This is a genomic window from Allosaccharopolyspora coralli (assembly GCF_009664835.1).
Lineage (GTDB): Bacteria > Actinomycetota > Actinomycetes > Mycobacteriales > Pseudonocardiaceae > Allosaccharopolyspora > Allosaccharopolyspora coralli.
In genome coordinates this window covers 2,185,184-2,199,587 of sequence record NZ_CP045929.1, presented here as the reverse complement: position 1 = coordinate 2,199,587, position 14,404 = coordinate 2,185,184, and the positions used below count along the sequence as shown (strand labels likewise).

Sequence of the window (14,404 nt, the reverse complement as noted above, 5' to 3'; positions counted from 1 at the left end):
TCAGACGTGCACGTTCGGGCGGATCTTTCCGCACCCGCCTCGACGCGGAATACAGAACGCACGTACTGTTAACCGTGAAGCCGGGTTCACGCGCACGCTCAGCTGACGTGCGCGAGACTCCCGGCCATACCCGAACGTGTGCGCCCACCCGAGTCGCGAGATGGAGCTAACGTGACTGCACCAGCGAGCAAGGACAGCTTCGGCGCCCGTGGAACGCTGAAGGTCGGTGACGCCTCCTACGAGGTGTTCCGGCTCAACGCGGTCGACGGGGCGCAGCGCCTGCCGTACAGCCTCAAGATCCTGCTGGAGAACCTGCTGCGCACCGAGGACGGTGCGAACATCACCGCCGACCACGTGCGCGCGCTCGCCGGTTGGGACCCGAACGCGGAGCCGGACACCGAGATCCAGTTCACGCCCGCCCGCGTGATCATGCAGGACTTCACCGGTGTGCCCTGCGTGGTCGACCTCGCCACCATGCGTGAGGCCGTCAAGGACCTCGGCGGCGAGACCTCCAAGGTCAACCCGCTCGCCCCGGCGGAGCTGGTCATCGACCACTCGGTCGTCATCGACGTGTTCGGCAAACCGGACGCCTTCGAGCGCAACGTCGAGTTCGAGTACGGGCGCAACAAGGAGCGCTACCAGTTCCTTCGCTGGGGTCAGGACGCCTTCGACGAGTTCAAGGTCGTCCCGCCCGGCACCGGCATCGTCCACCAGGTCAACATCGAGCACCTGGCGCGTTCGATCATGTCCCGCAACGGCCAGGCCTACCCGGACACCTGCGTGGGCACCGACTCGCACACCACGATGGTCAACGGCCTCGGCGTGCTCGGCTGGGGCGTCGGCGGCATCGAAGCCGAGGCGGCGATGCTCGGCCAGCCGGTCTCGATGCTCATCCCGAAGGTCGTCGGCTTCAAACTCACCGGCGAGATCCCGCCCGGTGCGACCGCGACCGACGTGGTGCTCACGATCACCGAGATGCTGCGCAAGCACGGCGCGGTCGGCAAGTTCGTCGAGTTCTACGGCTCCGGTGTGGCCTCGGTGCCGCTGGCCAACCGCGCCACGATCGGCAACATGAGCCCCGAGTTCGGCTCCACCGCCGCGATCTTCCCGATCGACGAGGAGACGCTGCGCTACCTGAAGCTCACCGGCCGTCCGCAGGAGCAGGTCGACCTCGTCGAGGCCTACGCCAAGGAGCAGGGCCTCTGGCACGACCCCAGCGCCGAGCCGGAGTACTCCGAGTACCTCGAGTTGGATCTGTCGACGGTCGTGCCGTCGATCGCCGGACCCAAGCGCCCGCAGGACCGCATCGAGGTCTCGGACGCCAAGCCGTCGTTCCGCAAGTCCCTCACCGACTACGTCGAGGTCCAGAGCCCGGACGACGCCGCACTCGACGAGGCGGGCGAGGAGTCGTTCCCGGCCAGCGACCCGGTGTCGGTGACCCACCACGAGGAGAAGCCGCGTCTGGTCTCGGCCGCCGACGGCGCCTCGGGCCGGTCGAGCAACCCGATCACGGTCCACACCGACGAGTACGGCGACTTCGAGCTCGACCACGGTGCGGTCGTGATCGCCTCGATCACCTCGTGCACCAACACCTCGAACCCTTCGGTGATGCTCGGTGCCGCGCTGCTGGCCCGCAACGCCGTCGACAAGGGCCTCTCCCGCAAGCCCTGGGTCAAGACCTCCATGGCACCCGGCTCGCAGGTCGTCACCGACTACTACGAGAAGGCCGGCCTGTGGCCGTACCTGGAGAAGCTCGGTTACCACCTCGTCGGCTACGGCTGCACCACCTGCATCGGCAACTCCGGGCCGCTGCCGGAGGAGATTTCCGCGGCGGTGCAGAAGAACGACCTGGCCGTCACGTCGGTGCTGTCCGGTAACCGCAACTTCGAGGGCCGGATCAACCCCGACGTGAAGATGAACTACCTCGCCTCGCCGCCGCTGGTGATCGCCTACGCGCTGGCCGGGACGATGGACTTCGACTTCGAAGCCGACCCGTTGGGCCACGACACCGAGGGCAAGCCGGTGTTCCTGCGCGACATCTGGCCGTCGCCGCAGGAAGTGCAGTCCACGATGGACTCCGCGATCACGCAGGAGATGTTCACCACGGACTACGCCGACGTGTTCAAGGGCGACGAGCGCTGGCGGGCGCTGCCCACCCCGGAGGGCGAGACCTTCGAGTGGGACCAGCAGTCCACCTACGTGCGCAAGCCCCCGTACTTCGAGGGCATGGGCATGGACCCGGCTCCGGTCCAGGACGTCTCCGGCGCGCGGGTGCTGGCGCTGCTCGGCGACTCGGTGACCACCGACCACATCTCTCCTGCCGGTGCGATCAAGGCCGACTCGCCTGCGGGCAAGTACCTCAGCGAGCACGGTGTCGAGCGCAAGGACTTCAACTCCTACGGTTCCCGACGCGGCAACCACGAGGTGATGATCCGGGGCACCTTCGCCAACATCCGGCTGCGCAACCTCCTGCTGGACGACGTGCAGGGCGGCTACACCCGCGACTTCACGCAGGACGGCGGTCCGCAGACGACGATCTACGACGCCGCGCAGAACTACGCCGCGCAGAACACCCCGCTGGTGGTCCTCGGTGGCAAGGAGTACGGCTCCGGTTCTTCCCGCGACTGGGCGGCCAAGGGCACCCGCCTGCTCGGCGTCCAGGCCGTCATCACCGAGTCGTTCGAGCGGATCCACCGCTCGAACCTCATCGGCATGGGCGTCATTCCGCTGCAGTTCCCGGACGGTGAATCCGCGCAGTCGCTGGGTCTCGACGGGACCGAGACCTTCGACATCGCCGGGATCACCGCGCTGAACAACGGCGAAACCCCGAGCACCGTGAAGGTCACCGCCACCAAATCCGACGGGTCCACGGTGGAATTCGACGCGACCGTGCGCATCGACACTCCCGGTGAGGCGGACTACTACCGCAACGGCGGCATCCTGCAGTACGTGCTGCGCACCATGGTCCGGTCGTAACGAGCGCGTGAGCCTTTTTGGTGGTCATAGCCACCAAAAAGGCTCACGCCTCTGTCAGTGCAGCACCTTGAGGCCGATGACTCCGGCCACGATCAGGACCAGGCAGCTCACCCGCGCCGCCGTGACAGGGTCGCCCTGCACGGCCATGCCGTAGAGGGCGGCGCCGACGGTGCCGATGCCGACCCATACGGCGTAGCCGGTACCCAGCGGCAGGGTGCGCAGTGCGTAGCCGAGCCCGCCCATACTCACGGCGAGGGTGACGACGAACACCAGGCTCGGGACCAGCCGGGTGAGTCCTTCCGATCGGGAGAGCGCGGCCGCCCACACGGCCTCGAACACTCCGGAGATGACGAGCACGATCCACGCCACGGTAGACCTCCACGGACGACGAGAATTTCGGTGCAGTGCCGTCTTGACGTGACCGGGTACGGCACCCTCGTCCGGAGAACACAACCGCGCGTCGTGACTGAGCCGACGCTAGCACGGTGCGCAGCGCGTGAGCCTTTTTGGTGGCTGGGACCACCAAAAAGACTCACGCGATAGTCTCGTGGGGTCGGGACGAGTCGGAGGAGCCTGGGTGTCACCGCTGGTGGTGTTCGCGATCGCGGCTGCGGCGATCTTCCTCGGTTCCGTCGTGCAGGGCAGCATCGGAATGGGGATGAACCTTGTCGCCGCTCCGCTGGTCACCCTCGTGGATCCCAGCTACGTGCCTGTCCCGCTGCTGATCCCGCTCGCCGTGCTGGGAACACTCACCTGGGCGCGCGAGCACGAGCACGTCCACTGGCGTGGCGTCGGCTACCTCAGCGCTGGACGGATCCCGGGCTCCCTGATCGGAGTCGCGATGGTCGCCCTGCTGCCCGCGCGGGAGTTCGGCATTGCGATCGGAGTGCTGGTGTTCTGCTTCGTCGCGTTGTCCATGACCTCGTGGCAGCCACGCCCCACGACCGGTTCGCTCGTCACCGCCGGTGTCGCCAGCGGTGTTGCCGGAACCGCATCCTCCATCGGCGGGCCGCCGGTGGCGCTGCTCTACCAGTACGCGGGCGGACCGCGATTGCGAGCGACGTTGGCGGCGGTCAGCGTGCTCGGGACCATCGTCTCCTTGCTGTTCCTGTTCGTCGGCGGTCAGGTCACCCTCTCGGGAGTCTTGGCGGGGGTGGGACTGCTCCCGTTCACCGCCCTCGGCTTCGCGGTGTCCTCGCCGCTGCGTCGGTTCGTCGACGGTGCAAGGATGCGGCCCGCCGTGCTCGTGGTCTCCGCCGGGAGCGCGCTGGTGCTCGTGCTGCGAGGCATGATGGCCTGAACCGGTGGTCGGGGTCACTCTCACTACATCCGCCCGAAACGTGCCCGCTGTGTTCGTTTCACACCGGAAACACACGACACCTCGGCCGGAAACGCGCGATACCTAGCGTCGGAACCGACACCGACGAGAGGACCTCGCGTTGACGACGACCGCTAGTCCCGCAGCCCGACGCGGCTGGATCGAGGGGTGGGATCCGGAGAACAAAGAGTTCTGGCAGCAACAAGGCAACAGGACCGCCCGACGGAACCTGGCGATGTCCGTCGTCGCCGAACACGTCGGATTCTCCGTGTGGAGCATCTGGTCGGTGCTCGTGCTGTTCCTCTCACCGGAGATCGGTTTCGACTTCACCGTCGGCGAGAAGTTCGTTCTCGTCGCCACGCCCACGCTGGTCGGATCAGTGCTGAGGTTGCCATACAGCTGGGCTGTGACCCGGTTCGGCGGACGGAACTGGACCGTCCTCAGCACGGCGGTGCTGCTCGTGCCCGCATCTCTGGCCTGGTACTGCGTGCAGCAGCCGGAGACGCCACTGTGGGTGTTCCTGCTCATCGCGGGGTTGACCGGGCTCGGCGGCGGAAACTTCGCCTCGTCGACGACGAACATCGCCGAGTTTTTCCCGCAACGCCACCAAGGCTGGGCTCTCGGACTCAACGCTGGCGGCGGCAATCTGGGCGTCGCGGTCGTGCATGTCGTCGGCCTGCTGGTGATCGCCACGATCGGCCGCACGAACCCCGCAGTCGTCGCAGGCACGTACCTCCCCCTGATCGTCCTCGCAGCTGTCGGGGCCGCCTGCTGGATGGACAATATCGACGCGGTGCGTACCTCCGCCGGAACCCTGCGTGCCGCGGTCCGGGAGCCCCACACGTGGACGCTGTCGATGCTCTACCTCGGCACCTTCGGGTCGTTCATCGGCTTCAGCGTCGCGTTCGGTCTGGTGCTGCGGAACCAGTTCGACGCGAGCCCGCTCGACGCCGCCGGCGTCACCTTCCTCGGTCCACTGCTGGGCTCGCTGTCCCGTCCCGTCGGCGGATGGCTCGCGGACCGCTGGGGCGGCGCGAGCGTGACGTTGTGGACGTTCGTCGGGATGGCGGGCGGGACCGGTGCCTTGCTCGCGGCATCCACCCTCAAGTCGTTGCCGACGTTTCTCGTCGCCTTCACGGTCCTGTTCGTGCTGACCGGTATCGGAAACGGTTCGGTCTACAAGCTGATTCCGGCGGTGTTCCACAACCAGGCCCACAACGACGGCGCCGACACCGGCTCACTTCCTGGAGCCAAGAAGCTCACCGGATCCGTTGTCGGAATCGCGGGCGCCGTCGGTGGGCTCGGTGGTGTGGTCATCAACCTCGCCTTCCTCGTGTCCTACCGCGAAACGGGCACAGGTGACGCCGCGTTCCTGTCGTTCCTCGTCTACTACGCCGTGTGTCTCGCGGTGACGTGGTTGCTGTACGCACAAGCCGAACCCGCCGCGGTGAGAGGAGAGCCCACCCGTGCCTGACATCCGCACCGTCACCACGCATTGCCCCTACTGCGCGTTGCAATGCGGGACGATCCTGACGCGTGAGCGCACCGGAGTAGTCGTCCGGCCGTCGGACTTCCCTGTCAATCAAGGCGGTTTGTGTCAGAAGGGCTGGACCGCCCCGACGCTGCTCGACACGCCGGACCGCCTCAAACACCCGCTCGTGCGCGGGAACGACGGCGAGTTGCGGGCGTGCTCGTGGGACGCGGCCCTCAATGTCGTGGCGATCGGACTTCGTGCCGCGCAACGGGAACACGGCGCCGACGCCGCCGCCGTGTTCGGCGGCGGCGGCCTGACGAACGAAAAGGCCTACCTGCTCGGGAAGTTCGCGCGAGTCGCTCTGGGCACCCGTCAGATCGACTACAACGGACGTTTCTGCATGTCCTCCGCCGCCGCGGCGGGGTCGGCGGCGTTCGGACTCGATCGAGGACTCCCGTTCCCGGTGACCGACCTCGGCCGCGCCGACGTCGTGATGCTCGCAGGCGCGAACGTGGCCGAAACGATGCCACCCCTCATGCAGCACCTGACGCGACCGTCGCTGATCGTGCTCGATCCCAGGGTCTCGGCCACCGCGCAGCGCGCCGCGCTTCACCTGCAACCGGCGCCCGGCACGGATCTCGCTCTGGTCCTCGGACTGCTGCACATCGCCGTCGTCGACGGATTCTGCGACACCGGCTACGTCCGATCCCGCACGTCCGGATTCGACGAGGCCTGGAAGCGCGCGATGACCTGGTGGCCGGAACGCGTCGAGCGCGAGACGGGTGTCCCGGTCGCAGACCTCCGCGCCGCGGTGCGAATGCTCGCCGAGGGCGAACGCGCCTACATCCTGACCGGGCGAGGCGTGGAGCAGCACAGCAAGGGCACGGACACCGTGTCCGGATTCATCAACCTCGCCTTGGCCTTGGGACTTCCGGGCATCGACGGCAGCGGGTACGGGTGTCTCACCGGCCAGGGCAACGGTCAAGGCGGACGAGAGCACGGTCAGAAGGCCGACCAGCTTCCGGGCTACCGTTCCATCACCGATCCGGCGGCACGCCAACACATCGCCGATCAGTGGGGCGTCGACGTGGCCTCCCTGCCCGGCCCGGGGCGCAGTGCAGCGGAACTGTTCGCATCGCTCGGCCAAGAGGACGGTCCCCGCGCCCTGCTTGTGTTCGGCTCGAACCCGGTGGTGTCCGCACCGGACTCCCAGCACGTCGTTGAACGCTTGCGGGCACTGGATCTACTCGTAGTGGCCGACTTCGTGCCGTCCGAGACGGCACAGTTGGCCGACGTGGTGCTGCCGGTGACGCAGTGGGCCGAAGAAGAGGGCACCGTGACGAACCTCGAAGGACGCGTCCTGCGACGCCGGCGGCTACGGGTCCCCCCTTCGCACGCGCGCTCGGATCTCGAGGTGCTGCACGGACTCGCCACCCGGCTCGGCCAGCCGGGGCATCGCTTTCCTACCGGTGCTCGAGAGGTCTTCGAAGAGTTGCGCAGCGCCTCCCGGGGCGGGATCGCCGACTACTCGGGAATCAGCTATACGCGGCTGGACTCCGGAGAGGCGCTGCACTGGCCGTGCCCCAGGATCAGCCGGGGGCATCATCCCGGCACTCCGCGTCTGTTCCTCGACTGGTTCGCGCACACCGACGGGCGAGCACGTTTCGTGCCTGTGGAACACCGTCCCCCGCACGACGCCGCGACCCACCACCTTCCGTTGTGGGCGACGACCGGCCGCGTGCTCACCCAGTATCAGTCCGGTGCGCAGACCCGGCGGGTTCCCGACCTCCATGCGGCGAACCCGGAGCCGTTCGTCGAGGTGCACCCGGACACGGCCGAACGTGCGGGAGTCCGTGACGGACAGCTCGCTCGGGTGACCTCGGCCCGCGGGAGCACGATCGCACGGGTCCGGGTCGAACCCTCGATGCGAACCGACACCGTCTTCCTACCGTTCCATTTTCCCGCCGACGGGAGCGCGAACCTCATCACACCCGCGGCACTGGATCCCCGAAGCCGCATGCCCGAATTCAAGGTCGCCGCCGTGCGACTGGACGCGCTGTCCGCGTTGGCCGGCCCGAAATCCACAACAGCAGGCTCGTCCCCTGTGGACTCCACCGGTCAGACGGAGGTGTACGGATGAGTCACGTCCTCGTTGTCGGCAACGGTCCGGCCTCGCACCGGCTCGTCGAGCGGCTACGCCACCACGGACATCGCGGCCAGATCACCGTTCTCGGTGCGGAGACACTCCCGGCCTACAACCGGGTCCTGTTGTCCTCCGTGCTCGATCGCACTCTCGATGCCGACGCGGTCACCCTGCCCGACGCCCCTCGTGACGTCCGGATCCGACTCGGCGTCACCGTCACCGAGATCGACCGCCAACGACGCCTCGTGCGGGGTGACGACGGAGTGGTGCACAGCTACGACGACCTGGTGCTCGCTACCGGCGCCACCACTCGTGTTCCTCCGGTTCCCGGCCTTGCCGACGAGTACGGACACCTGCCGCGAGGAGTCACGGCGCTGCGCACCCTGCACGACTGCGATCGGCTGTCCCATCAACTGACCGGTGGCGGGCACGCGGTCGTCCTCGGTGGCGGAGTGCTCGGTGTCGAAGCGGCGTACGGCCTCGCGGCCGACGGCAACGCCGTCACGCTCGTGCATCCCGGCACTCACCCGATGGATCGCCAACTCGATGTTGCAGGGGGCCGACTGCTCGCCGACCATCTCCGGGCCATCGGCATCGATCTCCGTCTCGGACGCGGCGTCACGAACTACACCGAAGGCTCGGTCCGTCTCGACGACGGTGAGTGTCTCGACACGGAGGCGCTCGTGCTGTGCACGGGTGTCACCCCCGCCACCGAACTCGCCGACCAGGCGGGACTCGCCGTGAACCGCGGTGTCGTCGTCGACGATCATATGCGCACGGACGACCCGCACGTGCACGCGATCGGTGACTGCGTCGAGCACGGTGGACAGGTCCCCGGTCTCATCGCGCCCGCCTGGGACCAGGCCGACGTGCTGGCCCGCGTCCTCACCGGGGCGGACGCGACCGCTCGCTACGTACCCGCCAGCACCGTGACCAGGCTCAAAGCGCGTGGGATCGACCTCGTCTCGATCGGCGCGGCCACCCCGTGCGCCGATCCCGACATCGAGCGGGTCACGATGTCCGATCCGGCACGGGGCAGATACGCGACTCTCACGCTGCGCGACGAACGCGTCGACGGCGCCGTGCTCATCGGCTTTCCCGACGCGATCGCCACGATCTCCCGGCTGCACGACGAACGCAGGACCGTGCCGTGGGACCGGCTGGGGCTGGTCCTCGGCACCGGTGGACCGGCGAGAACCGAGCCTGCGGATCTCGCACAGGACAGCGTCGTCTGCCGCTGCAACACCGTCTCCAAACGCGCACTCGCCGACGCATGGCAGGCGGGTTCCCGTGACGTCGCGACATTGGCCGAGGCGACACGTGCCACCACAGGATGCGGCGGCTGCGCCGACGACATCCGTGCGCTGTGCCGTGCGTGGGTCGCCGACGGTGCTTTCCCGGAACAGAACACAGGAGAGGAAGGTGCAGCATGACCCGCACCGTTGTCGTCATCGGTCACGGAATGGTCGGCCACCGGCTGATCGAGGAACTCCGCGCCAAAGACGAGTCCGGTTCCTGGAAGATCGTCGTCATCGGCGAGGAACGTCTTCCCGCCTACGATCGCGTCGCGCTGTCGTCCTACATGGATGGGTCTACTGCAGAAGACCTGACGCTCGTCTCCCCCGAGCTGTTCACCGACCCGCACATCGACCTTCTTCTCGGCTGCGAGGCGACCGAGATCGACCGAGTCGGCCGGCACGTCACGTTGTCCGACGGTCGGTCCGTCCCCTACGACGCTCTCGTACTCGCGACCGGTTCGTCTCCGTTCGTCCCGCCGGTGCCGGGACACGACCTCGGCAACTGCTTCGTGTACCGGACAGTGGACGACCTGGACGCGATCCGAGCGGCGGCGACCGAGGGTGAGGGCGTCGTCGTCGGCGGTGGGCTGCTCGGTCTCGAAGCCGCGAATGCTCTGCGACTTCTGGGAATGAGTCCCCACGTGGTCGAGATGGCACCTCGACTGATGCCGTTGCAGGTCGACGATGGTGGCGGCCAGGTACTCGACGGTCTGGTGCGCGGGCTCGACGTCGACGTCCACTGTGGCGCCGGAGTGCAACGGATCGGGGGTTGCGACGGGCTGGCGAACGAGGTCGTACTCACCGACGGAGTTCGCATTTCCGCCGACATGGTGGTGTTCTCGGCAGGGATCCGGCCTCGCGACGACCTCGCTCGCGCGGCGGGCTTCGAAACCGGAGAACGGGGTGGGATCCTCGTCGACGACTGGTGCCGAACCGGTGACGAGCGTGTCTTCGCCATCGGTGAGTGTGCCGCCGTGCGCGGCACCTCGTACGGGCTCGTGGCCCCCGGGTACGCGATGGCCGAGGTCGTGGCCGGACAGCTACTCGATCTCGACCCCACGCCGTTCCCGGGCGCTGACATGTCGACGAAACTCAAACTGCTCGGCGTCGACGTCGCGAGCTTCGGCGATGCCCACGCCACCGCCGACGGCGCACTGGAGGTCGTCTACGCCAACAACGCTGCGGGTACCTACGCCAAACTGGTGGTCAGCGACGACGCGCGGACTCTGCGAGGCGGAGTGCTCGTCGGCGACGCCACCGCCTACGCGACACTCCGTCCGCTCGTCGACCGGGAACTGCCTGCTCCGCCGGAGCAGCTGCTGCTCCCGGCCGGAGCGGAGTTCGATTCGGCAGCGCTGCCGTCGGACACCGTGATCTGTTCCTGCAACAACGTGTCGAAACAGAACATCACCGATGCCGTGCGAGCCGGCGGAGCCGACGACATCGCCGGAGTAAAGAACTGCACCCGGGCCGGGACCTCGTGCGGATCGTGCGTGCCGATGCTCAAGACCCTGCTCACCGAGTGCGGCGTGGAAACCTCGAACGCGCTGTGTGAACACTTCGACCACTCGCGGCCGGAACTCTTCGAGATCGTCCGTGGCACCGGTATCGACACCTTCTCCGAACTCATCGCCCGCTACGGCCGGGGTGCGGGCTGCGACCTGTGCAAGCCCGCCGTCGCGTCGATCCTCGCCGGCCTGAACCGGGGACACGTGTTGGAGGGCGAACACGCCGGGCTCCAGGACACCAACGACCGCTTCCTCGCCAACATGCAACGCAACGGCACCTACTCGGTGGTGCCCCGTGTTCCTGGCGGAGAGATCACGCCCGACAAGCTCATCGTGCTGGGTGAGGTCGCCCGCGAGTTCGCTCTCTACACGAAGATCACCGGTGGTCAACGCATCGACCTTTTCGGAGCTCGCGTGGAGCAACTCCCCCGGATATGGCAGCGACTCGTGGACGCGGGCTTCGAATCAGGGCATGCCTACGGTAAGGCCCTGCGCACCGTCAAGTCCTGTGTGGGAACCGACTGGTGCCGATACGGAGTGCAGGATTCGGTGAGCATGGCGATCCGGCTCGAGCTCCGCTACCGGGGCCTACGCTCACCGCACAAGCTCAAAGGCGGCGTCTCCGGCTGCGCCCGCGAATGCGCCGAAGCCAGGTCGAAGGACTTCGGGGTCATCGCGACCGAATCGGGCTGGAACCTCTACGTCGGCGGCAACGGTGGATTCTCCCCTCGGCACGCCCAGCTGCTCGTCGCGGATCTCGACGACGACGGACTCATCCGGACGTTGGACCGGTTCCTCATGTTCTACGTACGTACAGCGGACCGGCTGCAGCGCACCGCCGCCTGGCTCGAGGACCTCGACGGGGGTCTCGACCACCTCCGCGCAGTCGTCGTGGACGACGCGCTCGGGATCGCCGGGGAGCTGGAAACGTCCATGGCTCGACATGTCGAGGCGTACACCGACGAATGGGCGGCAGTCCTCGACGACCCGGACAAGCTGGCCCGCTTCGTCTCGTTCGTCAACGCGCCCGACTCACCCGACCCGACGATCGGATTCACCGAAGAACGCGGCCAGATCCGACCGGCCCCGGTCAGCTTGCCCACCCCGACAGTCCGCAGCACGGAGGTATCCGCATGACCTGGCACCCGGTGTGTTCCTACACGTTCCTCGTACCCGCCAACGGTGTGTCGGCGCTTGTCGACGGTCAACCGGTCGCGGTCTTCCGCACCGCCGACGACGAGCTGTTCGCCGTCGGCGACGTCGACCCTTTCTCCGGTGCCGGAGTGATCGCTCGTGGGATCGTCGGCGACCGTGCCGGGGAGCCGACGGTGGCCTCACCGATGCTTAAACAAGTGTTCTCACTACGCACCGGCTCGTGCCTGGACGACCCGGACGCCGCCCTGCCCACCTACGACGTTCGGCGGCGCGAGAATCTGATCGAGGTGGCCCTGCGATGAGGCAACGCGCGCTCGTGCTCGCAGCCCACGGAACCCGAGATCGCCAAGGGCTACGGCTTCTTGAACGGCTCACCCACCGGGTTGCCCGGAGTGTGGAAGCGGAGGTGCACCTGGGATACGTCGACGTGGTGGAGCCGACGATCGGGGACGTCGTCGACCGGGTCGGCGGGTACGCGGTCGTGGTACCCGCCCTTCTCGCCCGTGGCTACCACGTTCGCACTGATCTCCCCAGCCAACTGTTCTCACACGAGCGCGTGGTCGTGGCCGACGCTCTCGGCCCCGCCCCGGAACTCGGGGTCGCGATGCGGGACCGGCTCAGCGAAGCGGGCTCGGGACCTGGTGAGTCGGTCGTGTTCTCCGCTGCCGGGTCGTCCGACGCGCAGGCGCTCGCGGATGTTCGGACCGCGGCAGAGCACCTCGGCTCCCTTCTCGGTCGGGCGCTGAACCCGACCTACGTCACGACTGAGCCCCGCACCCGTGATCGCCTCAGCGCCGCCGCCGGCGCCGGAGGAAACCCCGGCGGAGTCGCCATCGCGCCGTACCTGTTGGCTCCCGGCCTGTTCCATCAGCGGCTACGCGACCTTCCCGTCCGAGTCGTCGCCGAGCCACTCGGTGACCACCCCGCGGTGATCGATCTCATCGTCCGTCGCTACCTCACAGCTACGGCGACGCGTCCCCCTCACAGTGAACGACGTACCACGTGCGGGCCCATGTGAGCCCCACGCTCACTCGAGGATCGCTTGTGCGACCTCGTCGACGTCGTACCCGGACACCTCCGGGTCCGCGTACGAGTCGAGCAGGATCCGCTCCTTGCGACTCACCCACGCGGTGCGCAACCCGACGGCGCGGGCGCCGTGGGTGTCCCAGCCGTGCGCCGCGACGAAGAACGCCTGTTCCGGTCTCGCGCCCAGACGTTCCACGCCGACCCGGTAGACGCGCGGGTCGGGCTTGAACACCCCCGGCACGTCGCTGCCGACCACACCCTCGAAGCGGTCCCGAATGCCGGCGTACAACAACGCGTCCTCGGCGACCGCGGTGGCGCTGTTGGTGATCACCCCCAGCCGCAGGCCGGCGTCCCGCAGCCGGTCGAGCGCAGCGGGCACCTCGTCGAACGCGGGCATCTGCCGGACCGCGGCCACGGTTTCGTCCACCAGCTCCTGAGTTGCGTCCATTCCGGCCAGCCGCAACCGCCGCGCGGTCGCCGCGGCGAGGTACTCACCGAACCGTCTGGGACGGCCGACGAGGGTGTCCACCATCGATTGCCCGATCGACTCGTCCAGCAGACCCAACGCCGCCGACTCGGTGTCGAGCGGACTCGGGAGGTGTGCGCTGAGCGTGGACGGGTCCAGCAAGGTTCCGTTCATGTCGAACAGGACCCATTCGGGCCCGCTCCGCGTCGTCATGCGGACGATTCCTCCTGCGTCGCTCGGGTCATCATCGTTTCGAACAGGCCTGCATCCTGATGCTGGTGGAAGCCGTACCAGGCGTCGAGGAAATCCTGCTCGTAGAGGTCCAGGCGGCGAAAGATCGCCGTCGCGAAATCGACAGGGGACTGCGGTCCGGCAGTGATGAGCAGGCCATCGTCGACGACAGCCTCGTCCAGGTACCGACTCGCTCCTGCGTACCCCGACCAGGCCAGGTAACCGGCGGCGCTGCTGGTGTGCGCCCGGTCGTCGAGGAGCCCGGCCCGAGCCAGGCCCATCGTCGCGCCGCAGATCGCGGCGACCGGAACACCGTGGTCGAGGAACTCCCCGGCCTTGTCCGCGAACTCCCCGAGCTCACCGGCGTCCCACGCAGTCGCTCCTGGTAGCAGGAACAGGGCACTGTCGCGGGGACGCAGTTCCGTCACCGCCAGATCCGGCACCATCCGGACACCCGCTGCCGTGGTCACCGGATTCAGCGTCGGCGCCACCGTCACGATCTTGTAGCGCCCCGGCTCGCGTTGAAACCGCGGGTCGTTGATGTGAGCGGCCGCGTGCCCGTACTCCCAGTCGGCCAGCGTGTCGTACACCGCGAGGTGCACCGTCTCCTTCGACATCGCTCCCCCGTCCCGCGTTCTCATTGGCCGAGCCACTGTCGCACGGTGCACCGACAGTCGCCCGAAACTCGGGCGTAGACAAGGCGACCACGACATCCAGAACCCGACCACTCCGCCACAGGGCGAACATGGCCGGACGGGCTGGTCGGTCCTCGTCGCCACGTACCGCCCCGGCCCGCTGTGACGCGCGAC

At 67.9% G+C, this 14,404-nt stretch carries 11 protein-coding genes and 1 riboswitch; of the genes, 8 read left to right on the top strand and 3 right to left on the bottom strand.

Annotation, left to right across the window (positions count from 1 at the left end):
* Window positions 1-171: 171 nt before the first annotated feature.
* Window positions 172-2,976: an aconitate hydratase AcnA gene (gene acnA / locus GIY23_RS10405; protein ID WP_154076469.1), complete on the top strand. Its 2,805-nt coding sequence runs from the start codon at window positions 172-174 to the stop codon at window positions 2,974-2,976.
* A gap of 54 nt (window positions 2,977-3,030) precedes the next feature.
* Here acnA and GIY23_RS10400 read toward each other — a convergent pair whose 3' ends face one another.
* Entirely contained in the window at window positions 3,031-3,345 is a 315-nt protein-coding gene (locus tag GIY23_RS10400; protein ID WP_154076468.1) for a DMT family transporter, read from the bottom strand.
* 32 nt (window positions 3,346-3,377) lie between these two features.
* A riboswitch (guanidine-III (ykkC-III) riboswitch) is annotated at window positions 3,378-3,443 on the bottom strand.
* 110 nt (window positions 3,444-3,553) lie between these two features.
* Between GIY23_RS10400 and GIY23_RS10395 the strand changes: the two genes are divergently transcribed.
* From GIY23_RS10395 to GIY23_RS10365, 7 genes are all read left to right on the top strand, one after another.
* Window positions 3,554-4,276, top strand: a complete 723-nt coding sequence (locus GIY23_RS10395; protein WP_187352090.1) for a sulfite exporter TauE/SafE family protein — start codon at window positions 3,554-3,556, stop codon at window positions 4,274-4,276.
* A gap of 139 nt (window positions 4,277-4,415) precedes the next feature.
* Entirely contained in the window at window positions 4,416-5,768 is a 1,353-nt protein-coding gene (locus GIY23_RS10390; protein ID WP_154076467.1) for an MFS transporter, read from the top strand.
* A gap of 1 nt (window position 5,769) precedes the next feature.
* Window positions 5,770-7,908: a molybdopterin oxidoreductase family protein gene (locus GIY23_RS10385; protein WP_222850352.1), complete on the top strand. Its 2,139-nt coding sequence runs from the start codon at window positions 5,770-5,772 to the stop codon at window positions 7,906-7,908.
* Complete coding sequence (locus GIY23_RS10380) at window positions 7,905-9,344, top strand: FAD-dependent oxidoreductase (protein ID WP_154076465.1); 1,440 nt, start codon at window positions 7,905-7,907, stop codon at window positions 9,342-9,344. Before GIY23_RS10385 ends, GIY23_RS10380 begins: the two co-directional genes overlap by 4 nt.
* Window positions 9,341-11,854 carry a nitrite reductase large subunit NirB gene (nirB, locus tag GIY23_RS10375; RefSeq protein ID WP_154076464.1) on the top strand — a complete coding sequence of 838 codons (2,514 nt, stop codon included), beginning with the start codon at window positions 9,341-9,343 and terminating at the stop codon, window positions 11,852-11,854. The genes GIY23_RS10380 and nirB overlap by 4 nt, the downstream gene beginning before the upstream one ends.
* Window positions 11,851-12,174 (top strand): nitrite reductase small subunit NirD, encoded by a 324-nt coding sequence (nirD, locus tag GIY23_RS10370; RefSeq protein ID WP_154076463.1) that lies wholly within the window; start codon window positions 11,851-11,853, stop codon window positions 12,172-12,174. Before nirB ends, nirD begins: the two co-directional genes overlap by 4 nt.
* Window positions 12,171-12,890: a sirohydrochlorin chelatase gene (locus GIY23_RS10365; RefSeq protein ID WP_154076462.1), complete on the top strand. Its 720-nt coding sequence runs from the start codon at window positions 12,171-12,173 to the stop codon at window positions 12,888-12,890. The genes nirD and GIY23_RS10365 overlap by 4 nt, the downstream gene beginning before the upstream one ends.
* Window positions 12,891-12,899: 9 nt before the next feature.
* On the opposite strand, the gene GIY23_RS10360 is transcribed toward GIY23_RS10365, so the two are convergent.
* Both GIY23_RS10360 and GIY23_RS10355 read right to left on the bottom strand, forming a co-directional pair.
* The gene (locus GIY23_RS10360; RefSeq protein ID WP_154076461.1) at window positions 12,900-13,577 is read right to left on the bottom strand and encodes a haloacid dehalogenase type II; all 678 of its coding nucleotides are present in this window, start codon (window positions 13,575-13,577) and stop codon (window positions 12,900-12,902) included.
* Window positions 13,574-14,212: a DJ-1/PfpI family protein gene (locus tag GIY23_RS10355; protein ID WP_154076460.1), complete on the bottom strand. Its 639-nt coding sequence runs from the start codon at window positions 14,210-14,212 to the stop codon at window positions 13,574-13,576. Before GIY23_RS10355 ends, GIY23_RS10360 begins: the two co-directional genes overlap by 4 nt.
* Window positions 14,213-14,404 lie beyond the last annotated feature (192 nt).

What these genes read in the sequence shown, in the direction of transcription:
- GIY23_RS10380 (WP_154076465.1), top strand. Translation starts at nt 7,905, where the DNA reads ATGAGTCACGTCCTCGTTGTCGGCAACGGTCCGGCCTCGCACCGGCTC.
- GIY23_RS10360 (WP_154076461.1), bottom strand. Translation starts at nt 13,577, where the DNA reads ATGACGACGCGGAGCGGGCCCGAATGGGTCCTGTTCGACATGAACGGA.
- nirB (WP_154076464.1), top strand. Translation starts at nt 9,341, where the DNA reads ATGACCCGCACCGTTGTCGTCATCGGTCACGGAATGGTCGGCCACCGG.
- nirD (WP_154076463.1), top strand. Translation starts at nt 11,851, where the DNA reads ATGACCTGGCACCCGGTGTGTTCCTACACGTTCCTCGTACCCGCCAAC.
- GIY23_RS10355 (WP_154076460.1), bottom strand. Translation starts at nt 14,212, where the DNA reads ATGTCGAAGGAGACGGTGCACCTCGCGGTGTACGACACGCTGGCCGAC.
- GIY23_RS10365 (WP_154076462.1), top strand. Translation starts at nt 12,171, where the DNA reads ATGAGGCAACGCGCGCTCGTGCTCGCAGCCCACGGAACCCGAGATCGC.